Source organism: Dactylosporangium thailandense (assembly GCF_059739745.1).
Genome location: NZ_AP029195.1, coordinates 11,143,071 through 11,165,521, shown reverse-complemented (window position 1 = coordinate 11,165,521; position 22,451 = coordinate 11,143,071). Strand labels below are relative to the sequence as shown.

Here is a 22,451-nt window from a genome sequence, read left to right as displayed (position 1 = left end):
ACGAGCCTCTGACTTGCACGGAATCGCCCGAAAACCCACAGGCCACGACCCCCGCCGACCCGCCCGATCGGTGGGAGCGCGCCCAGCAAACCCGTTGCGCAACCAACGCAAAGAGCGCCACGACTCCCGCAGGAGTCGTGGCGCTCTGGGATCTTGCGGTTGCTAGGCGGCGGTGGTGGCGCGGGCCTCCTGCAGGGCGCCGGTCGAGCCCCGCACCACGAGCTCCGGCTCGAACAGCATCTCCTCGGTCGGCACGAGCGTGCCGGCCACCTGGCTGACGAGCAGGGTCACGGCCGCCTGGCCCATCGCCTGGATGGGCTGGCGGACCGTGGTCAGCGGCGGGTCGGTGCAGTTCATGAACAGCGAGTCGTCGAAGCCGACCACCGACACGTCGTCGGGCACCTCGCGGCCGAGCCGGCGGGCGGCCCGGATGGCGCCGAGGGCCTGGACGTCGGAGGCGCAGATGATGCCGGTGACGCCGTGCTTGATGAGCCGGGTGGCGCCGGCGCGGCCGCCCTCCATCGAGAAGATGACGCGCTCGACGTCGCCCTCGTTGGCGCTGCCCGAGTCCGCCGCGGCGGCCTTGAACGCGGCCAGCTTGCGGTTGGACGGGGCGTGGTCGGCCGGGCCGAGGATCAGCCCGATGCGCTTGTGCCCCAGCGAGCTGAGGTGGTTGAACGCCTGGTCCACCGCGTGCCCGTCGTCGACCGAGACGCGCGGGAAGCCCAGGTCGTCGATCGCGGCGTTGACCAGCACCGCGGGCAGGCCGCGGTCGTGCAGGCGGTGATAGTGCTCGTGCTCGGCGGCCGCCTGGTGATACAGGCCGCCGCAGAAGATGATGCCGGAGACGTGCTGGTCCAGCAGCATCTCGACGTAGTCGGCCTCGGAGACGCCGTCCGCGGTCCGGGTGCACAGCACCGGGGTGAAGCCCCGCTTGGACAGCGCCCCGGCGACCACTTCGGCGAAGGCCGGGAAGATCGGGTTTTGCAGTTCCGGCAGCACGAGGCCGACCAGGCGGGCCCGCTCGCCGCGCAGCTTGGTCGGGCGCTCGTAGCCGAGCACGTCGAGCGCGGTGAGCACCGCCGTGCGGGTCGCGTCGGAGATGCCTGGCTTGCCGTTGAGCACCCGACTCACGGTCGCCTCGCTCACGCCGGCGTACTTCGCCACCTCAGCGAGTCGTCGAGTCATGCCCGCAAGCGTAGTGCATGACTACGCAATTTTTTGCACGATGTCGCCCACGCAACCGTGCGGACCCGGGGGAAGCCCGGTTGGTGCCCGAAAAATGCGGTATTTTCCGGGCACCGCCTCAGCCGGTCAGCGTCACGGAGAGCTTGCCGCCGCCGTAGCCTGAAACATCCACCTTGAGGTCGAGCCGCCGGCCCAGCGCGAGCAGGTAGTTGACCGCGTCCTTCGGCGGGTTCTCACCCGGCAGGAAGACCTGGTGCAGCTTGACGCGCGGCGCGTCCTCCTTGTTGATGAGCCCGGCCAGGATGTTGCAGATCTCGCCGGCGTTCTCGCCGATCATCTTCGAGATCACCTTGTCCTCGATGCACGCCTCCGCGCCGCCCGGCGGGATCAGCCCGATCGCCGCGCCGGCGTTGGCCGTGAGGGCGAAGTCCATCCCGATCACGGCCATGAGCTGGAGCCGATCGTCGGTGTAGAGGGCGACCAGGGAGTTGGGAACGTCGGCGGCTTTCATGGGGTCGGCCGGGTTCACGGTGACCGGCCGGCCGAGCAGGTCGTCAAACAGATCCTTGACGGCCTTCGGAACGGGCAGAACATGCGACATAGGTCATATCATCCCAAAATAGGATCGAGCGCGTCCTTGAAAGTGTCGGCTGTGAACGGCTTCGTGACCAGGAACAGGGCGCCCGCGTCCTCGGCCGCCTGCCGCATCTCCGGCGTGCCCTCGGACGTGACGAAGCCGAACGGCACCTGGTTGCCGTTGGCACGCAGCATCCGCAGCACCTCGACCCCGGTCATGTGCGGCATGTTCCAGTCCGACAGCACAAGGTCCGGCTTCTCGGCCACCGTCTTGTCGAAGGCCTCCTGCCCGTCAGAGGCCTCGACGAGGTCATGGCCCTCGAACCCCGCCTGGCGCAGGGTGCGGGTGACGATCTGCCGCATCACTCGGCTGTCGTCGGCGATCAGAATCTTCATGCGGGGGCTCCAGCGAGATCGGCGGTGCTTTCCAGAACGGTGACGGTGACCGACTCGGCCATCCAGGTGCCCTCGAGGTGGCAGACCTCGGTGACCGAGGGGTAGCGGCCGTTGGCCCCGTCGACGTGCACGTGCGGCAGCGACAGGGCGCAGGGCTCGGGCAGCAGGCTCTTGACGTTGCCGCCGATGATGTTCGCGAGCTCGCCCAGCGCGTCGGCGACGTCCTCCTCGGCGACGTCGTCGAACTCGATGCCCAGCAGCGCGGCCGCGACGTGCTTGGCCGCCGCCTCCGAGCAGCTCACGAGCACGTGTCCGCGCCACGCGCCGGTGACCGAGACCGAGGCGGTCACGTCGTCGACCGGTTTCTCGTGCGGCAGCGGCACCAGCGGGCTGGCTCCGTCCAGGTCGAGGTATGAGGACCAGACCTGATCCGCGATGACCTTCAGGTCATCCTCTGTCGGGTTCGTCATGCTGCGACTCCGTTCGGGACGAGGCCGAGCAGCGCCAGCTTGTCGATGATGGCGTCCGGAGTGAAGGGCTTGATCACGTACTCGTGCGCCCCCGAGGCCAACGCCCGGACGATCTGGCTCTGCTCACTCTCGGTAGTGACCATCATGAGCGTCATCCCGCGCAGCCGCGGCTCCGCGCGGACCGCCGTGACGAATTCCAGCCCGTTCATCTCAGGCATGTTCCAGTCGACGAGCGCCAGACCGGGGATCTCGCCGCCACCCTCGAGAACGTTGGTCCTGAGGTAGTCCATCGCCTCTTGACCGTTGCCCGCCTCGACCACGTCGAAGCCCAGCTGTGCCACGATCCGCTTGAGAATCAGGCGCATCGCGCGCGAATCGTCGATCACCATGGTGAGCATCTGGCTTCACCCCTTTCCTGCAGCGCTCACGGGGCTGGCGGCCTTGGCCGCCCGGAGCTTGTATGCGGACGTGCGGCCGGCGACCACCCGTTCGAACCTGTCATCGATGCCGATCGTCGTCTCGGCCGAGCCGAGGAACAGCCAGCCGTCCGGGCGCAGCGTCCCGGCGACCCGCTGCAGTACGGTCCGCTTCGTCTGCACATCGAAGTAGATGAGCACGTTGCGGATGAACACGATGTCGAACGGCCCCATCGGCGGGAACGGCGCCGCCAGGTTCAGCCGGCGGAACGACACGTTCTTGCGCAGCGTCGGAGTGACCTTCCAGTGCGCGCCCTGACGCTCGAAGTGCTTGACCAGCAACGGCGCCGGGAGCCCCCGGTTGACCTCCAGCTGGGTGTACTGCCCGGCCTCGGCGCGGGTGAGCATCTCGGTGGAGATGTCGGTGCCCAGGATGTCGAAGGTCCAGCCGGGCGGCAGGTTGTCGTTGAGGACCATGGCCAGGGTGTACGGCTCCTGCCCGCTCGAGCTCGCCGCGGACCACACCTTGATCGTGCGGGTGCTCGCCCGCCGTTGCAGCAGGTCCGGCAGCACCGTGTCGACCAGCTGCTTGAACGGCTCGCCGTCGCGGAAGAACGACGTCTCGTTGGTGGTGAGCGCGTCGACGATCTTCGCGTGGATCTCCGGCTCGGGCCGCTGCTGCGCCCGGTTCACGAACTCCGACACGGTGGGCAGGCCGGACTGGCGGGCCAGGGGCAGCAGGCGGGCCTCGACCAGGTACTCCTTGCCCGCCTCCAGCACGATGGCCGCGTCGCGCCGGACGAGGCCGCTGATGAAGGCGAACTCCTGCGCGGTCAAGGTCATCGGGTCACCTCCATGGACTTCGCGCCGCGGCCGCCTGCGGTACGGCTGATGAGATGGTTCGCGATCTCGCCGAGCGGGAGTACGGCGTGCGCGATACCCGCCTGCGCCACCGCCCCCGGCATGCCCCAGACGACCGACGTCGCCTCGTCCTGCGCCACGATCTCGGCCCCCGCCGAGCGCAGCTGCTCCGCGCCGCGCTTCCCGTCCTGGCCCATGCCGGTCAGAATGATCGCGAGCGTCGAACCGCCGTACGTCCGCGCGACCGACCGGAAGAGCACGTCCACGGCCGGCCGGCAGAAGTTCTCCGGCGGCCCGGTGTTGAGCTTGGTCACGACCTCGGTGCCGCGCCGGTGCACCTCCAGATGGAAGTCCCCGGGCGCGATGTAGACCGTCCCCGGCCGCACCACCATGTCCCCGGCCGCCTCCACGACGGTCAGCGCGGCGGTGCGATCGAGCCGGTCGGCGAACATCTTCGTGAACACGGGCGGCATGTGCTGCACCACGACCACGGGCACCGGCAGGTTCGCGGGCAGCGCCCGCACCACCGCGGTGAGCGCGTCCGGCCCGCCCGTCGAGCACCCGATCGCCACGACCTCGACGCCGCCCGTGCGCGGCACGGTGCGGATCGGCGCCGCGGCGGGACCGCCCGGCGGCACGTTCGGCGGCCGCACGACCCCGGGCAGCGCCGAGCCCCCGGGCCGGCCCAGCGGTGCGTTGGGCGCGTGCGGCGGAGACGGCGGGCGCGCGGGCGCGAGGCCCGGGCGGGCCGGCGGCGGGGCGAGCGCGCCGCGCCGGCCGCCGCACAGCGCGTGGATGCGCGGGATGATCTGCTCGCGGACGCTGCGAATGCTCTCCGCGACGCTGCCGACGTTGGCCGGTTTGGTCACGTAGTCGCTCGCGCCGGCCGAGAGCGCGTCGAGCGTGGCGGTCGCCCCGGCCGCGGTGAGCGTGCTGAACATGATGACCGGCAGCCGGGCGTACTGGGCGCGGATCGCGCGCATGGTCTGCAGGCCGTCCATGATCGGCATCTCGATGTCGAGGGTGACCAGGTCCGGACGCAGCTGCTCGATCTTGCTGAGGGCAACTTTGCCGTTCGGGGCCGTCCCGACCACCCGGATCTCCGGGTCGTCGCCGAGCGCGTCGGTGATCAGACGCCGGACGACGACCGAGTCGTCCACGACCAGAACCGAGATCACGCGCCTTTGCCTCCAGCACCGGGGGGCCCGCGGCAACTGCGAGGCCCGTCACGTTCCAGCGGGCTAATCGGCGCCGGATCCGGCGTGGATAAGGGAAATTCCCAAAAGAACCGCCTCTGCCCGGAGCATTCGGACAGAGGCGGGGTGGCGATGCGTTTCTAGCCCGCGAGCGGGCCCAGGGCGGTGAAGTAGGGGTCGAGCAGGCGCCGCGCGGTGGCCGAGTCGAGCAGGTCGCGCACCATGAGGGCCTGCACCGCGCCGCTGAGCAGGTTCCACACGCCGCCCGCGCGGTCGGCGACCGGCACGCCGGAGCGGTCCAGCGCCTGCACCAGCAGCAGCTGCGCGGCGGCGCCGGAGCGGACGCGGCCGGAGAGGAAGACCGCCCACGAGGCCGAGTGCACGGCGGGGGCCCAGTCGGACAGGCCGGGGCGGGCGCTGTCGGTGACCTTGTTCAGGCTCTGCATGTCGGCCGGGCTCAGCGCGCCGACGCGGGTGAGCAGCCGGTGCACGTCGTCGGCCTGCGGGCCCAGGTCCTGCTCGCGCTCGGGCAGGGCGCGCACCGCGGAGGTGAACGGCGCCGAGAGCCGGCGGCGGGATTCGTCGGAGAGCAGCTCGCGCAGGTAGGCGGCCGCGGCGGCGTCGGAGAGCACGCCGGTGGCCTTGCTGGCGACCGGGCTCTGCCGCTGGCGGGGGGCGCGGGCCTGCGGGGCCGGCATGGTGGCCGACGGCGCCGGGCGCTTGCCCCAGGTCCAGTCGAGCACGTCGTAGCGCAGGCAGTGCAGCAGGCCGTCGAGGGTGCCCAGCGGGGCGCGCTCGATGACGGTCAGCGTGCCGGCGTCGGCGGCGTTCGCCCGGCGCTCCTGGGCGGCGGCGTCGACGTCGCGCCACAGGTCCACGCGGTCCCAGTCGTCGTCGGAGCGAGCCGCGGCGATGGCCGAAAGATCACTCTGCGTAATGGTGAGGCTGCGGAGCAGTACATCGGCCGCAGCCGATCCGCCCTGCAGACGGGAGAGGTCGAAGCCGAGAACGGGGGCGCTAACCAGGCTGTACATGCAACTAGTCTGCAACGCACCTGCACCCGGGTCTGTCCACCGAAAGGGCCGGGGGCGCCGTCGGCCTAGATGACCGAGCGTCACCCCCGTCGCGTCAACCCATCGACGTTCAAATCCGGAACCGTGCCACGAGGGCCCGCATTTCGCTCGACATCCGGGACAGATCGGAGGCGGCGCGTTGCGCTTCCGCTACGTTGCGTGACGTATTCTGGGTCGCCGTCGCCACCGTGGAGACGTTCGTGGCGATCTCGGCGGAGCCGGTCGCGGCCTCGCTCACGCTGCGGTTCATCTCGTTCGTGGTGGCCGTCTGCTCCTCCACCGCCGAGGCGATGGTGAGCTGGTAGTCGTTGATCCGCGAGATGATCTGGCCGATCTCGCCGATCGCCGCGACCGCGCCGGTGGTGTCGGCCTGGATCGCCTCGACCCGCCGGGAGATGTCCTCGGTGGCCCGCGCGGTCTCCTGCGCGAGCTCCTTGACCTCGTTGGCGACGACCGCGAAGCCCTTGCCCGCCTCGCCGGCCCGGGCCGCCTCGATGGTGGCGTTGAGCGCGAGGAGGTTCGTCTGCTCGGCGATCGAGGTGATCACCTTGACCACGTTGCCGATCTCGGTGGAGGACTCCCCCAGCCGGCTCACGGCCTGGTTCGTCGACTCGGCCGCCATGACCGCCTGGGAGGCGACCTTCGCCGCCTCGCTCGCGTTCTGCGCGATTTCGCGGATCGACACGCCCATCTCGTCGGCGCCGGCCGCGACGGTCTGCACGTTGCGCGAGACCTCCTCGGCCGCGAGCGCCACGACGCCGGCCTGGTCGCTGGCCTCGCCGGTGCCCGAGGCGATCTGCGCGCTGACCCCGGTGAGCTGGTTGGCCGAGGTCGCCAGCGAGGTGGCCGTGTGATCCATCGTCTGCACGGTCTCGCGCATGCTGTCGGTGGCCTTGTTCAGCGCCGCGGCCATCGCCCCGACCTCGTCCTGCGAGCGCACGTCGACCTTGGTGCTCAGATCGCCGTCGGCCACCGCGCCGAGCACGTCGGAGACGCGCCGCAGCGGCCCGACGACGAGCGCGGTGACCCACAGCCCGATGCCGAACGCGGCCAGCAGCCCGACGACGGCCGCCGCGATCATCAGGTTGCGGCTGGTCGTGTATTCGTTGTCGGCGCTGTCCTGCCAGGCGATGGCCTCGGCGATGTCCTCGTCCTGCATGCGGCCGATGGCATCCTTGGCCTTGGTCAGCTGCGGCTGGGCCTGCGCGGCCATGATGGTCACGTACTGGTCGATGCGCCCGGCGGCGACGGCCTGCGCGGCGACGGTGTCCCGCACCTGGCGGTAGGCCTGCAGCGCGCTCTCGACGACCGTGAGCTCGTCCTCGCGCCCGGCCGGCGCGCCCTGCCGATACTTGGCGATCGCGTCGCTGAGCCCGGTGTCGGCGGCCTTCTGCTGGTCGGCGTTGAGCGCGCCGACGATGTCGGTGAGCGCCTGGCGCATCTCCGACAGGGCCACGAACTGGTTGTTCTTCGCGGTGAACTGCCGCATGGTGGCGTTGGCGTTGCTCAGGGAGTTGAGGCCGAAGAACGTGATGACGAGGGTGACGACGCCCCCGACCGCGATCGCGGCGAGGACCTTGGCCCTGACACTGCGATTCGTGAACCAGCTCATGGACTATTCCTCGCGGTTGGTGCCGGGCGGGTTGGTGTTGACGGCCTTCTGCGTGTCCAGGGCGAGCAGCAGCCGCCCGTCGAGCTTGAACGCACCGGTGATCAGCTGCCGCGCGCGGCCCTGCAGCGTGTCCGGCGGCGGCTCGAACGTGTCGTCCTGCAGCGTCACGACCTCGCCGATGCGGTCCACGAGCAGCGACACCGACTCCTCGTCGGTCTTGACGATGACGTTCATCGCCGGCTCGGCGGTCTTCGTGCGCGGCGGCAGGCCGAGCTGGACGCGCAGGTCCACCGCGGCGATGACCTGGCCGCGCAGGTTGAACAGGCCGCCCACGGACTCCGGGGCCAGCGGGACGGGGGTGTACTGGTCGAAGGAGAGGACCTCCTGGACCTTGGCGACGTCGAGGCCGAAGAGCTGGTCGGCGACCTCGAAGGTGGCGTACTGACGGCTGGCCATGGCTCAGGCTCCGGCGGGCTGGTAGGTGTAGTCGGCCTCGGTACCGGTTTGGTAAGGGTCGTGCTCGTACGGGTCCATCGACGTGTGGAACAGCGGGTCGGCGGCGAGAATGGCCCGCCGCACGTCCAGCAGCTCGGTGACGCGCTGCTGGATGACGGCCGAGCCGAGCAGCCCGTCGTCGCCGAAGTCGCGCTTGGAGTCGTCGAGCCCCTCCTCGACGATGTCGATGATCTTCTCGACCGCGAGCGCCACCGAGCGGCCGTTCTCGGTGTAGACGACCACCGGGACCGTCGGGCCGGGCTCGGTCTCGTAGGCACCCAGCAGGTGCGAGAGGCGCAGGACGGGCAGGATCTGGTCGCGGTACTGCACGACCTCCCGGCTGCCGGTGCGCTCGATGCGCTCGACCGGGAACTCCTCGAGCCGGGTGACCATGTCCAGCGGGATGGCCACGCGCCGGTCGCCGACCCCGGCGATGAGCAGCCGGTCGGCGTTGCCCCGGCCGCGGCGCACGGTCGTGTCGGCGTCGGCGTCGGTGCGCTCGCCGCCGGAGGCCAGGTGGGCGCGGCGGGCCAGCGAGGCGACGTCGAGGATGAGCGCGACCCGGCCGTCGCCGAGCAGCGTGGCCCCCGCGTAGACCCCGATGTCCTTGAACCGCGAGGTCAGCGGCTTGACCACGACCTCCTCGGTGTTGAGCACCCGGTCCACGACGAGGCCGAAGCGCTTGCCCTCGGCCTGGAGCACGGCGACGTACACGTCGGTGTCGTGCTCGCCGTCGCGGGCCAGGCCGAGCGTGTCGTCGAGGTAGACCAGCGGCAGCAGCTTGCCTCGCAGGCGGTACACCGGTGCGCCCATCGCGTGCTCGACCACCCGGCCCGACTGCCCGTCGAGGTAGACGAGCTCGTGCACGGCGACCTGCGGGATGACGTACCGCTCGTGCCCGCACTCGATGGTGAGCGCCTGGATGATGGCCAGCGTCAGCGGGATCGTGAGCCGCCAGGTGGTGCCCTTGCCGACGATCGAGTCGACGTCGACGGCGCCGCCGATGCGCTCGATGTTCGTCTTCACCACGTCCATGCCGACGCCGCGGCCGGAGACGTTCGTGACCGCCTTGGCGGTGGAGAAGCCGGGCTTGAACACCAGGCCGAGGATCTCGCGCCGGTCCATCGTGGCGAGCTGGTCGCGCGAGACGATGCCCTTCTCCACGCCGATCCGCGCGATCTTGTCCGGGTCGATGCCGGAGCCGTCGTCGCGGACCTCGACGATGACGTGGCCGCCCTCGTGGTACGCGCGCAGGGTCAGCGTCCCCTCGGCCGGCTTGCCGGCCGCGATGCGATCGGCGGGCGTCTCGATGCCGTGGTCGACGGCGTTGCGCACGAGGTGGGTCAGCGGGTCCTTCACCGCCTCCAGCAGCGACCGGTCGAGCTCGGTCTCCTTGCCCTCCTGGGCCAGGCGGATCTGCTTGCCGAAGGTCGAGGAGAGGTCGCGCACGACCCGCGGCAGCTTCGACCACAGGTGGTCGATCGCCTGCATGCGGGTCTTCATCACCGACTCCTGCAGCTCGGAGGTGATGAGGTTGAGCCGCTGGCCGGTGCGGGTCATGCCGGGGTCGGAGACGGTGCCGATCGCGCGGACGAGCTGGTTGCGGGTCAGCACCAGCTCACCGACGAGGTTCATGAGCTTGTCGAGCAGGTCGACGTCGACGCGGATGGACTGGTCGGCGACGCTGCGGCGGGAGGCCGGCTCCTCGCCGGGCTCGCCGGGCCCCTTGGCGGCGGCGGGCGGGGCCGGGGGCGCGGGCGGGGCGGCCGCGGGCGGCTTGCCGGCGGCGGGCGGCTCGGCGGCCGGCTTCTGCGCGGCCGGCGGGGGCGGGGGCGGCGCCGCGGCCGGGGTCTCGACGACCGCGACGACCGGCTGGACGACGACCACCTCGGCCGGCGGCTCGACGACCACGACCTCCGCGACGGGCTCGGGGGCGGCGGCCGCGACGGGCTCGGGGGCCGCGGCGGGCTCGGGGGCCGCGACGGGCTCGGGCGCGGGGGCCGCGACGGGCTCGGGCGCGGGGGCCGCGACCGGTGCCGGGGCGGGCGGCGGCGGGGCGGCCGGCGCGGCGGCCTTGGCCGAGTCGTCGGTGATGCAGGCGTTGACCGCCGCGACCACCTCGGAGTCGTCGCCGGGCAGCTCCTGGCCGTTCTCCTCGATCTCGGAGAGCAGCCCGCGCACCGTGTCGACCATGCGCAGCAGGGCGTCGGTGGTCGCCGGGGTCATGCCCTGGGCGCCGTCGCGCAGGCGGGACAGCAGGGACTCGCCGACGTGGGTCACCTTCTCCAGGCGGTTGAACGCCAGGAACCCCGAGGTGCCCTTGATCGTGTGAATCGTCCGGAAGATCGAGGAGAGCAGGTCGCGCGAGCCCGGCTGGGCCTCGAGCGCGACCAAGTCTCGGTCCAGCTGGTCGAGGTTCTCGTGGGACTCCACGAGGAACTCCTGGACAATGTCACCCAACTCGCTCACGGCCAGGCGCTCCTTTCGACCCCGTCCGGGGGACACGACACGCATCGGGACGAACCCCACGGCTCGGACCCACTGGGCCAATCGGCACCAGAGATGGCCGGTAAAGGAGATTCAGGCCAGTTCGGCCGGACGAGGGCCGCCGCGCGCATCGCGGCGCACGAGCGTCGCCTGGCGGATCAGGCGGCGAGCGGTGCTCAGCCGCGGCTCGGGCGTCACCAGGGTCAGCAGCGGCCCGGCGCCGGGCGGCGGCGGGGCGAGCGCCGTGCCGTCCTCGGGGCGCTCGACGCGGGCCTCGATCACGCGGTACACGAACCAGCTCTGCCGCGTCTCGAGCACCACCGGATCGCCGATCCCGAGCCGGTCCAGGTCCCAGAACACGCCCGGCCGCCGCTCGCCCGCGACGGCGGTGTTGCCCGCGGCGCCGATCGCCGCCGTGCCCGGGACGAGCGCCGGGCCGGAGCCCCGCTCGTCCCCGCCCGCGCCGCCGAGCACCACGAGGTCGAGCCGCAGCGTGGGCAGGTGCAGCCGCGCGACCGGGCCGGTGGCGGCCTCGGGGCGGTCGGCGGCCCAGCGCGCGTCGAGCTCCTGGGAGAGCCGGTGCTGGGCGGCGCGGATCTCATGGGCGCGCCCCCACCAGCTCCACGCCGCCGCTCCGCCCGCCGCCAGCCCCGACAGCACCCCCAGCACCACAAGGGCCGGCACCAGCCGGCGGATCGTCATAAACGCACTATATGCCGCTTATCGGGTCGGCGCGGGAGCCTCGGAAGGCCGGCGGCCGAGCGGGTGGAGCGCGCCCGCGGCGCAGGCCGGCACGCCGATCGCGCCCGCCGGCACGGCAAGCGCGCCGAGCAGGGTACCGGGCGGCGAAGACCGTCGACAGGGCACCGTATCCGGCCGGACCGCCCGACAGCGGACCGAAGCTCACGGCCGCCATAGTGACCTGGTAGGTGCGCCGCGGCAGCGCTGATCCGCCTTGCACCCCGTCGGGCAACCGGGCTGCACCACCCGTCCCGCTGAATGAGTGGGTGCGAATCTGGCTCTGGTTCCTCGGCGGTGCCGCGGCGCTCGCCGCGGTCGCGGCGCTCATCTCGCCGAGCGGCAAAGGCGTGCTGAACCTCGCGTCCCTGCTCGGCTGCGTCGTCGTGGCCGCCGTCGCCCTGTGCCGCCGACGGCCCGAGCCGCGGGCGGCGTGGTGGCTCATGTTCGCCGGCATCGTGGCCTCGGCGACGAGCACCCTGCTGCTCAGCGTCGTGCCCGGCGCGCCGGAGGAGCTCGGGGCCGGGTACTTCTTCTGCTACCCCCTCACCGCGGCCGGCCTCTGGCTCATCGCCCGCCGGCTGCGCCCGTGGTCCTCGACGCGCATCCTCGACGCGAGCATCATCCTGCTCGGGATCGCCCAGCTGACCTGGATCTTCGTGCTGTATCCGCTGCTGCACCGCAGCGGTCTCAAGCCCCTCGACGCCTTCGGCGTGAGCCTGATCGCCGTGAGTGACCTGGTGACCATCGCGCTGCTGCTGCGCCTCGCGCTCGCGGTGCGCCGGGGCACGGTCGCCGGGCTGGTGCTCGCCTCGGCCGGGGTGATGGTGGGCACGGACGCGTTCTACGTCTTCAAGTACGTCGCCGGCCGCGGCACGATCGTGACCAGCTCCTTGTCCGCGGTCGGCTGGCTCGCCTGGGCGCTGCTGTTCGCCGCCGCGGCCCTGCACCCCGACGCCCGCCACGCCCTGCTGCACGCCCGCAAGAGCCGGGGCGACTACGGTACGCCGATCGCCGGCTTCATCGCCCTGGCGCTGCTCGGCCCTGGGCTCCTCGTCGCCGACCTGGTGCTGCGCCGAGGGGTCGACCCGTGGCGGCACGCGCTGGTGCCCGCCGTGCTCACCGGCGCGCTGATGGTCTCGATGGTGCTGCGCCTCGGCCGCGCCCTGCGCGACCGCGTGCAGCTGCAGCAGGAGCTCGCCTTCCGGGCCCAGCACGACGTGCTCACCGGCCTGGCCAACCGCGAGCTGTTCCGCAGCAGCCTGCAGGAGGACCTCGACACCCACCGCGAGATCGGGCTGCTCATCATCGACCTCGACGGGTTCAAGGACGTCAACGACACGCTCGGCCACCCGGCCGGCGACGAGCTGCTGCTGACCGCGAGCGAGCGGCTGCGGGCGACCGCGGGCCCCGCCTCGCTGCTGGCCCGCCTCGGCGGCGACGAGTTCGCGGTCATCTGCCCGCCGGAGACGCTGGACGAGATCGCCGCCGCGCTCGTGGGGGAGCTCGCGCTGCCCTACCGTGTCGCCGGCCGCGAGCAGCGGATCAGCGCCAGCATCGGCGTGTACTCCGGCCACCCCGTCACCACCGGCGAGGCGCTGCAGAGCGCGGACATCGCCCTCTACGCGGCCAAGGAGGCCGGACGCAACCGGGCCGTGCGCTACCACCCGGCGCTGCGCGAGGCCCACGTCGCCCACACCCTCCTCGCCGACCAGCTGCGCGCGGCGGTCGAGGCCGCCACCGGCTTCGCGATGCACTACCAGCCGGTGGTCGACGTGCACACCACCCGCGTCACCGCCGTCGAGGCGCTGCTGCGCTTCACCACGCCGGACGGGACCCCGGTCTCCCCCGCCGTCTTCGTGCCCGTCGCCGAGGAGATCGGGCTCATCGGCCGGCTGGGCGCCTGGGTGCTGGAGCAGGCGTGCACCGACGCCAAGGCCTGGCACGACGAGCACGGCATCTCGGTGACCGTGAACGTCTCCGGCCGCCAGCTGCGCAACCCCGCCTTCGCCGACGAGGTGCTGGCCGTGCTCAAGCGCACCGGCCTGCCCGGCGCCGCGCTGGTCCTCGAGATCACCGAGACGGTGCTCGTGACCGCGTCGCTGGAGGAGACCGCGGAGGTGAGCCGCCGCCTGGCCCGGCTGCGCGCGTTCGGCATCCGCATCGCCATCGACGACTTCGGCACCGGCTACTCGTCGCTGGCCTACCTGCGCACGCTGCCGCTGGACGTACTCAAGATCGATCGCGCCTTCGTGCACCGCATCGAGGAGCAGCAGGACAAGGCGCTGTTCCGCGCGGTCGTCGAGCTGGCGCGCAGCATGTACCTGTCCCCCGTCGCCGAGGGCGTCGAGACCCCGGGCCAGGCCGCGGTGCTGCGGGAGCTGGGCTGCGCGCTCGCCCAGGGCTTCCTGTTCGCCCGCCCGCTGCCGGCCCCGGCGCTCGCCGAGTTCCTGGACGCGCAGACCGCCGTGACCGTCTAGCCCTTCACGGTCAGCAGGCTAGCCCTTCACGGTCAGCAGGGGCCGCAGCTCCACGACGGGCTCGGCGACGCCCGCGGTGCGCAGGCTGTCCACGACCGGGAGCACCTCCTTGTACGCCCACGGCGCCTCCTGCTTCAGGTCGCGCCGCCACGCCGCGATGATGTCCCGCCGCGTCGCCACCGCCGGGTCGCGATGGTTCAGCGGGGTCACCACGCGGAACTCGCGCAGGAAGGCGTCGAGCTCCGCGTCGCTGCCCCGGGCCGCCGCGCCGCGCGGGACACTGCGCCCGGCGCCGTGGCAGGCGCTGCCGAGCGCGCGCTCGTTGCCCAGGCCGCGCAGCAGGTAGCTGGGCGCGCCCATCGAGCCGGGGACGATGACGGGCTCGCCCCACCCGTCGCCGGACAGCCCCGCCGGCGTCGCGCCCTTGCGATGCAGCACGGTCTCGTCGCCCGGCCACATCAGGTTGTGCGGGGCGTCGTACACGAGCCGGGCGTCCATTTCGCCGACGGCACCGGTGAGCCCGGCGCGCATCATGAGACTGAGGAAGTACCGGTTGCCGATGGCGAAGTTCGCGGCGTTCGCGAAGCTGGTGAGGTACCGCCGCCGCATCCGCTCTGTCGAGTCGTCGAGCAGCATCGGCCGGATCCCGTTCGCGGGCTGGGGCAGGCCGGTCGGCCACGCCTTGCGCGCCAGGTCCCGCCCCGTCGCCCCGGCCTGGTGGCCCAGGGAGAGCGACCCGCTGTGCACCATCGTGACCACCCGGCCGGGCGCGAGGCCCCACGCGTAGGCGGTCGGGCCGTCGTGGACCGCGGCGACGTACTGCAGCTCCGCGAAGTGGTTGCCGCCCCCGACCCCGCCGATGATGGAGTCGTAGCTGGTCCCGCCGCCGCTTCGCACCCAGTCCGCGAACTCCTCGGCGTGCGGCGCCGGGAAGCCGCTCGCGTGCAGCCGGTCGCCGTCGCGGACGGTGTGGCGCACCGGGGTGTCGAGCTCGCCGTGCGCGAGCAGCCCCGGCAGCCCGGCCGTGAGCAGCCCCGCCCGCTGGTCCGGGGTGAGCCCGATGCGGCGGCCGCCCTCGAAGAACAGGTGCCGCAGCCGGCGCTCGAGCTCGTCCAGCCGGGGCCGGACCTCCTCGACGCCCAGTGAGGTGGCCTCGACCCGCATGCCGCAGTTGATGTCGTTGCCGACGGCCTGCGGCACCAGGGCGCCGCGGGTCTGCAGCACCGTGCCGATCGGGATGCCGGCGCCCTTGTGGAAGTCGGGCGTGCAGACCACCCGCTCGATGCGAGCCTCCGGCGACAGCGCCTCGAGGGTGCGCTGGGTCTCCAGGACGGTGAGGAGCTCGTCCAGCGCGGCGGGCTCGATCGGCACGTCCGGGGCCGCGCAGATCTCGACCGGGACGTCATAGGGGTTGGGCAGCGTGGTCCAGGCCTCGTCGAGCCGGACGAGTCGGGGGTCGGTCCGCTTCAGCATCGTGCCGTCGATGGTAGGGCGCCGGGCTCAGGTGCGACCCTCATTTTCCTGGGCGCTCTGCAGCGTGGAGGAGTGCGGGACCCAGTCGGCCAGCCGCACCACGTAGCCGAGCCCCCGCAGCCGCGCCACCACCGCCGGATCGTCGTCGACCACGACCGCGACCGCCGACTCCCGCTTCATCCGCCCGAGCTGGCGGGCCTTGTAGTCGCGGGCCGGGCGGCGGTCGTTCGCCGGGCGCATGAACAGCAGCTCGGCCGGCAGGTCGGCGGCGCGCAGCCAGGCCGTAGTGAGGTCGCGCAGGTATTCGGGGCGCCCGGTGAGCCACACGAGCACGTGCGACTCGGCGTAGGAGCGGGCCAGCTCCACGCCCTCGGCGAGCACCGGATCGCGATCCGCCGCGGCGAAGAAGCGTTCCCAGTCCTTCGGGCGGCGGTCCAGGTATTTCAGCCGGTGCCGCACATCGGCGACCACCCCATCGATATCAAACACCGCCAGCGAGTCCTCCATGCCCACAGTCTCTCCCGCAACCCCGCGGCAACGAGCGGCGACCTGCCCGTGCACCCCTGGCTGCCGAGTCTGGAACGGCACCGCTTCGGCGTCATCTGATTGGAGATCCGGCATCATGCGAGCGTTCCTCCGTACGTCCCTGATCGCGGCCGCCGCGACCGCTGGGCTGCTCGGGGCCGGCACGCCCGCGCTGGCCGCGCCCGAGGGCACGATCCTCGGCGCGAACGAGGCCGGCTCGATTCGGGACCGGTACATCGTGGTTTTCAAGGACTCCGTGGCCGCCGACGGCACCGCGGCCGCCGCGAACCGCCTCGCCGGCCAGTTCGGCGGCCAGGTGCGCCGCTCGTTCAGCAAGACGCTCAAGGGCTTCTCGGCCCAGCTGTCGGAGAAGGCGGCGAAGCGGCTGGCGGCCAACTCGCTCGTCGACTACGTGCAGCAGGACAAGACGGTGAGCATCGAGGGCGGCCAGTCGGGCGCCCCGTGGGGCCTCGACCGCATCGACCAGCAGTACCGGCCGCTGAACGGCACGTACACGTACGCGAACACCGCCGCCAACGTGACCGCGTACATCCTCGACACCGGCGTGCGCCTGACCCACTCGGAGCTCGCCGGCCGCGCCCGCTCCGGCTACGACTTCGTCGACAACGACACGGACGCGAGCGACTGCCAGGGCCACGGCACCCACGTGGCCGGCACCGTCGGCGGCACCACGTACGGCGTGGCCAAGGACGTCAAGATCGTCGCCGTCCGCGTCCTCGGCTGCGACGGCTCCGGCAGCTACTCCGGCATCATCGCGGGCATCGACTGGATCACCGCCAACGCCCAGAAGCCGGCCGTGGTGAACATGAGCCTCGGCGGCGACGCGGACGGCTCGGTCGACCAGGCCGTGCGCAACTCGATCGCGGCGGGCATCACCTACGCGGTCGCGGCCGGCAACGCGAACACCGACGCCTGCACGATGTCCCCGGCCCGCACCGCCGAGGCCATCACGGTCGGCGCGACCGACGAGACCGACACCCGCGCGTCGTTCTCGAACTACGGCTCCTGCCTGGACATCTTCGCCCCCGGCGTGTCCATCACCAGCTCGAGCAACGCCTCCGACACCGGCACCACGGTCATGAGCGGCACCTCGATGGCCACGCCCCACGTGGCCGGCGCGGCCGCGCTCTACCTCTCGGCCAACCCGGCGGCGACCCCGTCCCAGGTGCGCGACGCCCTCGTGGCCGACGCGACGAACGGCATCGTGACGAACGCCGGCTCCGGCTCCCCGAACCGCCTGCTCGACACCGCCGCCATCACGAACGTCGCCACCCAGCCCGAGAGCACCCCGGTCACCCCGCCCCCGGTCACCTCGGCGCCGGTCACGACGACGCCGGTGACCACCGCCCCGGCCCAGCCGTGCAACGTCGCCTCCAACGGCACCGACGTCGTGCTGCGTGACCGCGGCACCGCGCTCTCGACCGTGGCCGTCGCCAACTGCGGCGGCAAGGCCTCGAAGGCCTCGAAGGTTGAGATCCACGTGGCGTACCCGAAGCGCGGCGACCTGACCGTCGAGCTGATCGCGCCCAACGGCTCGGTGAAGAAGCTCAAGAGCGCGAACAAGCGCGACAAGGCCGTCGGGCTCAACGCCGTCTACACGGTGAACCTCAGCAAGTACAACCGCAACGGCATCTGGAAGGTGCGCGTCCGGGACACCGCGAAGGGCGGGGCCGGGACGCTCGACAGCTGGACGCTGACGGTCTGACGGCCAGGGTTCTAGGAGCTCACCCGCTGCTCGACGGTCTGCACCAGGCGCTCCGCCACCGTGGTCAGGGGCAGGCCGAGCCGGCCCGCGGTGCCGCGCAGCACGTCGAGCGCGGCCTCGGCCGAGCAGGCGCGCTGGACCATCATGATCCCCACGGCGCGGTTGACCGTCTCGCCGTCGGTGAGCGCCTCCGTGAGCGCCGAGGTGAGCTGGGCCTGCACGTCGGCGCGGCGGCCACGGTCGAGCACGGCCGACAGCAGCAGCCCGGCGTGCTCGGCCACGAGCATCGCGGTGAGCCCGATGTCGGCGGTGAACCGGCCGGGCTCGGAGGCGTAGACGGTCAGCGCCCCGATCGCGTGCGAGTCGATGTCGACCGGCACCGCGAGGACCGCCTTCACCCCCGCCTCGAGGGCTCGCGGGCGCCACTGCGGCCAGCGCTCCTCCGCGGCCAGGTCGTCGCTGAGCGTGATGTCCCGAGAGCGGATCGCCTCCATCGAGGGACCGGTGCCGCTGTCGTACTGACTGTCGAGCAACGCCTCCGGCAACCCCGACGAGGCCGCCGCGGTGGACGGCCCGCCCGAGCGAACCAGCGTGACCGCGCACCAGGCCGCCCCGTCCACCAGATCGGCGGCGGTCTCCACGAGGTCCTCCAGCGCCTCTTCGAGATCGTCGCTGGCGATGAGCCGGGCGGTCAACTGGCGCAGCACGGCGGCGAACTCCACGGTGTGGAGGTCTGTCACGGCTCCCCCTTCGTCGAACCGGGGGGCGTACTACCCGTGCCGCGATCTTCTCAACCCTTTCGCCTCCCGCATCAGCCGTCTCACGTGTGTCGGCCGTCACACGCGCCGCGCGGCGGGAGGCTCAGCCGTCCAGAAGAGCGCGGCGCAGGCCGTCCAGGGTGCGGCTCAGCAGGCGCGACACGTGCATCTGGGAGATTCCCAGGTCGGCCGCGATCTGGGCCTGGGTACGGTTGCCGTAGAAACGCAGCGACAGAATCCGTCGCTCGCGCTCCGGCAGGCGGGCGATGAGCGGCTTCACGGCCTGGCGGAACTCGACGCCGTCGATGTCCCGGTCGTCGTCTCCCAGCACGTCGGCCAGGGTGCCCGCGTCGTCGTCGCCGCCCAGCGGGGCGAAGAGCGAGACCGGACGGTACGCCGACGAGGCCACCAGCGCCTCGAGCACCTGGTCCTCGTCGATCCCGAGGTGGTCGGCGACGTCCTTGGGCGTCGGCGAGCGGCCGAGGCGCTGTCCGAGCGAGTCGCGCACGCGGTTGATCTCGATGCGCAGCTCCTGCAGGCGACGGGGAACGTGGACGCCCCAGCCTTTGTCGCGGAAGTACCGTTTCAGCTCACCCACGATCGTGGGCGTCGCGTAGCCGCCGAAGTCGGTGCCGTAGTCAGGGTCGAAGCCCTCGATCGCCTTCATCAGCCCGAGCGCCGCCACCTGGCTCAGGTCGGCCGGCGACTCCCCCATGCCGTGGAAGCGCCGGGCCAGCCGGTCGGCCAGCGGCAGGCTGTGCGCGACCGCCCGGTCCCGCAGCGCGCCGCGCCGCGGGTCGGACCGGTCCAGCGCCGCGGCCTGGCGCAGCAGCTCGTTGACGGTGGTCCACTGGCTCGGTGGCTCGGCGTCGTCGGACTTGTCCGCCTCGGGGACCGGCGGCGCACCCGGCGGCGGGTCGTCGTACGCGCGCAGCTGCTTCGCCGCCCCGATGATCTCGAGGACGTCCAGCACCAGGTCCGTCGCGCCCGGGGCGCGCAGCGCGCCGCCTCGCTCCTGGGCGTCGGTCTGCGCCCGCAGCAGTGTGTCCGCCGCGGCGCAGTCGAGCAGCCGCAGCCGCGACAGGTCCACGGTGAGGCTGCGCTGGCCCTCGTCGAGGCGCCGCGCGAGCGCGACCCGCAGGCCGACGCTCGCCGAATAGTCGAGGACCCCGGACGGACGCAGAATCTCGTCCTCGCCATTCCGCCAGGTGTCCAGTTCGAGTACCGAATCCGTAGGCATTGTCTCCATGGCGGAGACTCCCCCTGCTCTTTAGGCGGATTTGCTTTCCGGATCACTGTAGACACCATTTCCGGCGCAAATTCAGCGTCGCCGGATGAGTTCGCGGGTGAGCTTTTCAATTGGCGACGGTCGCCCAAACCACCTTTCCGCCGGGCACGGGAATGCAGCCCCAGCACCGCGTGAGAGCGCTGATGACGAGCAGCCCCCGCCCATCCTCGCGCAGCATTTCACCCGCCGGCCATACGCTCTCCCGTGCGGGCGAAGGCCGATCCCCGCCCGCCCACGAATGCGCAACCCCCGCGGCGGAGGAATGCACAACCCGGCCCACATCCCCGTCGGCGTGCGATTGCACATCGGCGCCCTCGTGCGCGTGCGTGTCCTCGTGCGCGGGCGGACGGCCGCCGAGGCGGGGCAGGTCGCAGTTGTGGTCGCGCACCGAGATGTGCAGGCGGCCACGATCGCGCGCGGCGACGACCTCCATGTCGGTGCGCGCGTGGCGCAGGACGTTGCTGACCAGCTCGGTCACCACCAGCTCGGCGACGTCGCGCACCCGCTCGAAGCCCCAGCGCACGCACGCCCGGCCGACCATGTGGCGGGCGGCCCCGGTGGCGTCCGGCAGCGGCGGGAGCGCGACCCGCACGCGGGTGCCGACCGGATCGTCCGACTCCGCGCCCTTGCCGGCCGCGCGGGCCGTCCGGCCGACGGAGGCCGCGAGCGGGGCGGCGGCGTAGACGGGGTGGCCGCCGATGCGACCAGGAGCGGCGCCCGGACGCCCGGCGGGATCCGGCCCGGGGCCGGCGTCGCGCACCGGTGGCGCCAGGAGCGCGTGGGCGGCCAGGGCGGCGTCGGCGGTCGGGTACATCGGCATGCGCCTCGCCACGGCCATGCGATCCAGGGCCGAGGCCAGCGGCGGACTCGCCGCGGCCAGGGTCAGGGCGCTGCCCGGCCAGGCGGCGGCGTGCTGGGCGAGGGCCGGCAGCACGGTCAGCGCCACGTCGTCGTCGTGGCGCAGGTCGGCCACGTCGAGCACGATCACGGACGGCTCGGTGGCCAGGCAGGCGAGCACCGTCGAGCGCAGAGCCGGGGAGCTGTCCACGCCCAGCACGCCGCCGAGGCGTACCACCGTGGCGTCACCCCTGCGCTCTACGCGAGCTCGCAGGTCTTCCGCCCTCATGGGGTGATGCTCTACCCACCCCAGGCGTTATAAACACCGCGATCCCGGTGCCGCTTCGTTCTCGGCACCGGGATCGCGCAGGGCGTTGCTACACCGTCGTGGGAATCCGGCTCTCGCTCCACATCTGGGTGCACATCTGCAGGACGTGGGAGTCCGTCAGCGGGGCGAAATCGTGGTAGTACAGACCCAGCGCGTGGAACTCGCGCGGGCTGTGGATGTCGATGACCGCGTCGACGTCGGCGGCGAGCAGGTCGACCGACTCGGCCGCGCAGACGGGCGCGGCGAAGATCAGGTGGTCGGGCTGGCCGACCTTGAGCGCACGCACGGCGGCCCGGGCCGTCACGCCCGTCGCGAGCCCGTCGTCGACGACCACGACCACGCGGCCGGTGACGTCGGGCGCGGGACGGGAGCCCCGGTAGCGCTCCTGCCGCCGCCGCAGCTCCACGCGCTCGCGCTGGACGGCCGGCGAGAGGTCGCTGACGCTGAGGCCGACCGCGGCCACGGCACTGAGGTCGAAGACGGCGGGCCCGTTCTCGGCGATCGCCCCGACCCCGTGATCGGACTGCCAGGGCAGGCCGATCTTGCGGGAGATCACGAGGTCGAACTCGGCGCCGATGGCGTCGGCCACGGCCACCGCGACGGGTACGCCGCCCTTGGGCAGGGCCAGCACCAGCGGCTGCTTCGCCGTCGTGGTCGCCCGTCCGCGCAGGTGCTCCGCGACGGCATCTCCGAGCATGTGTCCGGCGGCCGTACGGTCCGCGAACCGCTCGTGCTCAGGCGGCCACATGGCCGTCCCCTTCCCTCAGCCAGGCTTCGCATGCGATCCGCACATCGATCCGCATCAAGCGGACACCCCCTTCGGTCGGCGCGGTGTTCCGGTGCCCCATAGCGCCCCATCCCTGTCGCCGCTCTGCCGCGGCGCCGCGCCCGGTGCGAAGCCTACCCCCGCATGACCTGCGAAAACTCGGCTTTCGCTCACTCGCAACGGATGATGGGTCACGCGCTGCACATGCCCATCAGAGCGCTCTAACCATCACAGCACGCGCATATACGAAATGTCGGATATGCCGGGGCGCGGAGCGCCCGGCATGTCCGGGAAGTGGACCTGGTGCGGTCTTGGCACCGCGGAGGCCGGGATGTCTGGCGGGAGCAACGGTCCGCCGCTGACGCGGACCCGAGCCCGGACGCCCTTGATCTTGCTTCTAGTTCGACAGGCAGCTGATCGTGGCGAGGAGGCTGTTGAGGGACCGGCCCTTGGTCAGCCTCGTGTCCGCCAGGGACAGCCCGTGCACGGACGTGGCGTGCGGGGCGGTCGCGCTGTAGAAGACCACCGGCAGGTCCGCCGTCGCGGCGTGTCTGCGCAGCAGGTCCAGCAGTTCGTCGCCGTCCACCTTCGGCAGGTGCAGGTCCAGCACGGCCACGTCGAAGTGGGGCTGGACCTCGGCCACGTCCAGGGCCTCCTGCGGGCTCGCCGCGGAGATCACGTGATGGCCGCCGATCTGCAGGCGGATGGCGGTGGTCTCACGGATCTCCGCGTCGTCGTCGATGAGCAGGACTCGCGCCATGA

General features: G+C 72.2%; 21 protein-coding genes. 2 read left to right on the top strand and 19 right to left on the bottom strand.

Annotation, left to right across the window (positions count from 1 at the left end; genetic code table 11):
• Positions 1-162: 162 nt before the first annotated feature.
• The 12 genes from AC6JBM_RS50075 to AC6JBM_RS50020 all read right to left on the bottom strand — a co-directional run bounded on the left by AC6JBM_RS50075 (position 163) and on the right by AC6JBM_RS50020 (position 11,472).
• Positions 163-1,188, bottom strand: a complete 1,026-nt coding sequence (locus AC6JBM_RS50075) for a LacI family DNA-binding transcriptional regulator (RefSeq protein ID WP_497980578.1) — start codon at positions 1,186-1,188, stop codon at positions 163-165.
• Between the two features lie 118 nt (positions 1,189-1,306).
• Positions 1,307-1,789: a hypothetical protein gene (locus tag AC6JBM_RS50070; RefSeq protein ID WP_497980577.1), complete on the bottom strand. Its 483-nt coding sequence runs from the start codon at positions 1,787-1,789 to the stop codon at positions 1,307-1,309.
• Positions 1,790-1,797: 8 nt separating this feature from the next.
• Positions 1,798-2,160: a response regulator gene (locus tag AC6JBM_RS50065; protein WP_350619586.1), complete on the bottom strand. Its 363-nt coding sequence runs from the start codon at positions 2,158-2,160 to the stop codon at positions 1,798-1,800.
• Positions 2,157-2,630: a chemotaxis protein CheX gene (locus AC6JBM_RS50060; protein WP_350619584.1), complete on the bottom strand. Its 474-nt coding sequence runs from the start codon at positions 2,628-2,630 to the stop codon at positions 2,157-2,159. Before AC6JBM_RS50060 ends, AC6JBM_RS50065 begins: the two co-directional genes overlap by 4 nt.
• Complete coding sequence (locus AC6JBM_RS50055) at positions 2,627-3,028, bottom strand: response regulator (RefSeq protein WP_433080010.1); 402 nt, start codon at positions 3,026-3,028, stop codon at positions 2,627-2,629. The genes AC6JBM_RS50060 and AC6JBM_RS50055 overlap by 4 nt, the downstream gene beginning before the upstream one ends.
• Before the next feature lie 6 nt (positions 3,029-3,034).
• The gene (locus AC6JBM_RS50050) at positions 3,035-3,889 is read right to left on the bottom strand and encodes a CheR family methyltransferase (RefSeq protein WP_497980576.1); all 855 of its coding nucleotides are present in this window, start codon (positions 3,887-3,889) and stop codon (positions 3,035-3,037) included.
• A complete protein-coding gene (locus tag AC6JBM_RS50045; RefSeq protein WP_497980575.1) occupies positions 3,886-5,085 on the bottom strand; it encodes a protein-glutamate methylesterase/protein-glutamine glutaminase in 1,200 nt (399 codons plus the stop codon). Before AC6JBM_RS50045 ends, AC6JBM_RS50050 begins: the two co-directional genes overlap by 4 nt.
• A 158-nt stretch (positions 5,086-5,243) precedes the next feature.
• Positions 5,244-6,137 carry a hypothetical protein gene (locus AC6JBM_RS50040; protein WP_497980574.1) on the bottom strand — a complete coding sequence of 298 codons (894 nt, stop codon included), beginning with the start codon at positions 6,135-6,137 and terminating at the stop codon, positions 5,244-5,246.
• Positions 6,138-6,246: 109 nt separating this feature from the next.
• Positions 6,247-7,788, bottom strand: coding sequence for a methyl-accepting chemotaxis protein (locus tag AC6JBM_RS50035; RefSeq protein ID WP_497980573.1), 1,542 nt, complete (start codon positions 7,786-7,788; stop codon positions 6,247-6,249).
• A gap of 3 nt (positions 7,789-7,791) precedes the next feature.
• Positions 7,792-8,244 (bottom strand): chemotaxis protein CheW, encoded by a 453-nt coding sequence (locus tag AC6JBM_RS50030; RefSeq protein ID WP_350619572.1) that lies wholly within the window; start codon positions 8,242-8,244, stop codon positions 7,792-7,794.
• Positions 8,245-8,247: 3 nt separating this feature from the next.
• A complete protein-coding gene (locus AC6JBM_RS50025) occupies positions 8,248-10,752 on the bottom strand; it encodes a chemotaxis protein CheW (protein ID WP_497980572.1) in 2,505 nt (834 codons plus the stop codon).
• 111 nt (positions 10,753-10,863) lie between these two features.
• The gene (locus AC6JBM_RS50020) at positions 10,864-11,472 is read right to left on the bottom strand and encodes a class E sortase (protein WP_497980571.1); all 609 of its coding nucleotides are present in this window, start codon (positions 11,470-11,472) and stop codon (positions 10,864-10,866) included.
• Positions 11,473-11,777: 305 nt separating this feature from the next.
• On the opposite strand from AC6JBM_RS50020, the gene AC6JBM_RS50015 reads away from it, so the two are divergent.
• Complete coding sequence (locus AC6JBM_RS50015) at positions 11,778-13,988, top strand: putative bifunctional diguanylate cyclase/phosphodiesterase (RefSeq protein WP_497980570.1); 2,211 nt, start codon at positions 11,778-11,780, stop codon at positions 13,986-13,988.
• Between the two features lie 18 nt (positions 13,989-14,006).
• Here the strand turns inward: AC6JBM_RS50015 and AC6JBM_RS50010 are convergent, their stop codons facing one another.
• Positions 14,007-15,461 carry an RtcB family protein gene (locus tag AC6JBM_RS50010; RefSeq protein ID WP_497980569.1) on the bottom strand — a complete coding sequence of 485 codons (1,455 nt, stop codon included), beginning with the start codon at positions 15,459-15,461 and terminating at the stop codon, positions 14,007-14,009.
• Between the two features lie 27 nt (positions 15,462-15,488).
• Positions 15,489-15,968 carry a phosphatase domain-containing protein gene (locus AC6JBM_RS50005; protein ID WP_497980568.1) on the bottom strand — a complete coding sequence of 160 codons (480 nt, stop codon included), beginning with the start codon at positions 15,966-15,968 and terminating at the stop codon, positions 15,489-15,491.
• Positions 15,969-16,083: 115 nt separating this feature from the next.
• On the opposite strand from AC6JBM_RS50005, the gene AC6JBM_RS50000 reads away from it, so the two are divergent.
• Entirely contained in the window at positions 16,084-17,712 is a 1,629-nt protein-coding gene (locus AC6JBM_RS50000; protein WP_497980567.1) for a S8 family peptidase, read from the top strand.
• An 11-nt stretch (positions 17,713-17,723) separates the two neighbouring features.
• On the opposite strand, the gene AC6JBM_RS49995 is transcribed toward AC6JBM_RS50000, so the two are convergent.
• The 5 genes from AC6JBM_RS49995 to AC6JBM_RS49975 form a co-directional block, all read right to left on the bottom strand.
• Positions 17,724-18,452 carry a GAF and ANTAR domain-containing protein gene (locus tag AC6JBM_RS49995; protein WP_497980566.1) on the bottom strand — a complete coding sequence of 243 codons (729 nt, stop codon included), beginning with the start codon at positions 18,450-18,452 and terminating at the stop codon, positions 17,724-17,726.
• A 121-nt stretch (positions 18,453-18,573) separates the two neighbouring features.
• The gene (locus AC6JBM_RS49990) at positions 18,574-19,719 is read right to left on the bottom strand and encodes a SigB/SigF/SigG family RNA polymerase sigma factor (RefSeq protein ID WP_497980565.1); all 1,146 of its coding nucleotides are present in this window, start codon (positions 19,717-19,719) and stop codon (positions 18,574-18,576) included.
• A 106-nt stretch (positions 19,720-19,825) separates the two neighbouring features.
• Positions 19,826-20,884 carry an ATP-binding protein gene (locus tag AC6JBM_RS49985; protein ID WP_497980564.1) on the bottom strand — a complete coding sequence of 353 codons (1,059 nt, stop codon included), beginning with the start codon at positions 20,882-20,884 and terminating at the stop codon, positions 19,826-19,828.
• 88 nt (positions 20,885-20,972) lie between these two features.
• The gene (locus tag AC6JBM_RS49980; RefSeq protein ID WP_497980563.1) at positions 20,973-21,671 is read right to left on the bottom strand and encodes a phosphoribosyltransferase; all 699 of its coding nucleotides are present in this window, start codon (positions 21,669-21,671) and stop codon (positions 20,973-20,975) included.
• Between the two features lie 415 nt (positions 21,672-22,086).
• Positions 22,087-22,449, bottom strand: a complete 363-nt coding sequence (locus AC6JBM_RS49975) for a response regulator (RefSeq protein ID WP_497980562.1) — start codon at positions 22,447-22,449, stop codon at positions 22,087-22,089.
• Between the last annotated feature and the right edge of the window lie 2 nt (positions 22,450-22,451).

What these genes read in the sequence shown, in the direction of transcription:
- AC6JBM_RS50035 (WP_497980573.1), bottom strand. Translation starts at nt 7,788, where the DNA reads ATGAGCTGGTTCACGAATCGCAGTGTCAGGGCCAAGGTCCTCGCCGCG.
- AC6JBM_RS50055 (WP_433080010.1), bottom strand. Translation starts at nt 3,028, where the DNA reads ATGCTCACCATGGTGATCGACGATTCGCGCGCGATGCGCCTGATTCTC.
- AC6JBM_RS50060 (WP_350619584.1), bottom strand. Translation starts at nt 2,630, where the DNA reads ATGACGAACCCGACAGAGGATGACCTGAAGGTCATCGCGGATCAGGTC.
- AC6JBM_RS50040 (WP_497980574.1), bottom strand. Translation starts at nt 6,137, where the DNA reads ATGTACAGCCTGGTTAGCGCCCCCGTTCTCGGCTTCGACCTCTCCCGT.
- AC6JBM_RS50050 (WP_497980576.1), bottom strand. Translation starts at nt 3,889, where the DNA reads ATGACCTTGACCGCGCAGGAGTTCGCCTTCATCAGCGGCCTCGTCCGG.
- AC6JBM_RS49990 (WP_497980565.1), bottom strand. Translation starts at nt 19,719, where the DNA reads ATGGAGACAATGCCTACGGATTCGGTACTCGAACTGGACACCTGGCGG.
- AC6JBM_RS49985 (WP_497980564.1), bottom strand. Translation starts at nt 20,884, where the DNA reads ATGAGGGCGGAAGACCTGCGAGCTCGCGTAGAGCGCAGGGGTGACGCC.
- AC6JBM_RS50030 (WP_350619572.1), bottom strand. Translation starts at nt 8,244, where the DNA reads ATGGCCAGCCGTCAGTACGCCACCTTCGAGGTCGCCGACCAGCTCTTC.
- AC6JBM_RS50070 (WP_497980577.1), bottom strand. Translation starts at nt 1,789, where the DNA reads ATGTCGCATGTTCTGCCCGTTCCGAAGGCCGTCAAGGATCTGTTTGAC.
- AC6JBM_RS50020 (WP_497980571.1), bottom strand. Translation starts at nt 11,472, where the DNA reads ATGACGATCCGCCGGCTGGTGCCGGCCCTTGTGGTGCTGGGGGTGCTG.
- AC6JBM_RS50075 (WP_497980578.1), bottom strand. Translation starts at nt 1,188, where the DNA reads ATGACTCGACGACTCGCTGAGGTGGCGAAGTACGCCGGCGTGAGCGAG.
- AC6JBM_RS50065 (WP_350619586.1), bottom strand. Translation starts at nt 2,160, where the DNA reads ATGAAGATTCTGATCGCCGACGACAGCCGAGTGATGCGGCAGATCGTC.
- AC6JBM_RS50010 (WP_497980569.1), bottom strand. Translation starts at nt 15,461, where the DNA reads ATGCTGAAGCGGACCGACCCCCGACTCGTCCGGCTCGACGAGGCCTGG.
- AC6JBM_RS50005 (WP_497980568.1), bottom strand. Translation starts at nt 15,968, where the DNA reads ATGGAGGACTCGCTGGCGGTGTTTGATATCGATGGGGTGGTCGCCGAT.
- AC6JBM_RS49975 (WP_497980562.1), bottom strand. Translation starts at nt 22,449, where the DNA reads ATGGCGCGAGTCCTGCTCATCGACGACGACGCGGAGATCCGTGAGACC.
- AC6JBM_RS49980 (WP_497980563.1), bottom strand. Translation starts at nt 21,671, where the DNA reads ATGTGGCCGCCTGAGCACGAGCGGTTCGCGGACCGTACGGCCGCCGGA.
- AC6JBM_RS50000 (WP_497980567.1), top strand. Translation starts at nt 16,084, where the DNA reads ATGCGAGCGTTCCTCCGTACGTCCCTGATCGCGGCCGCCGCGACCGCT.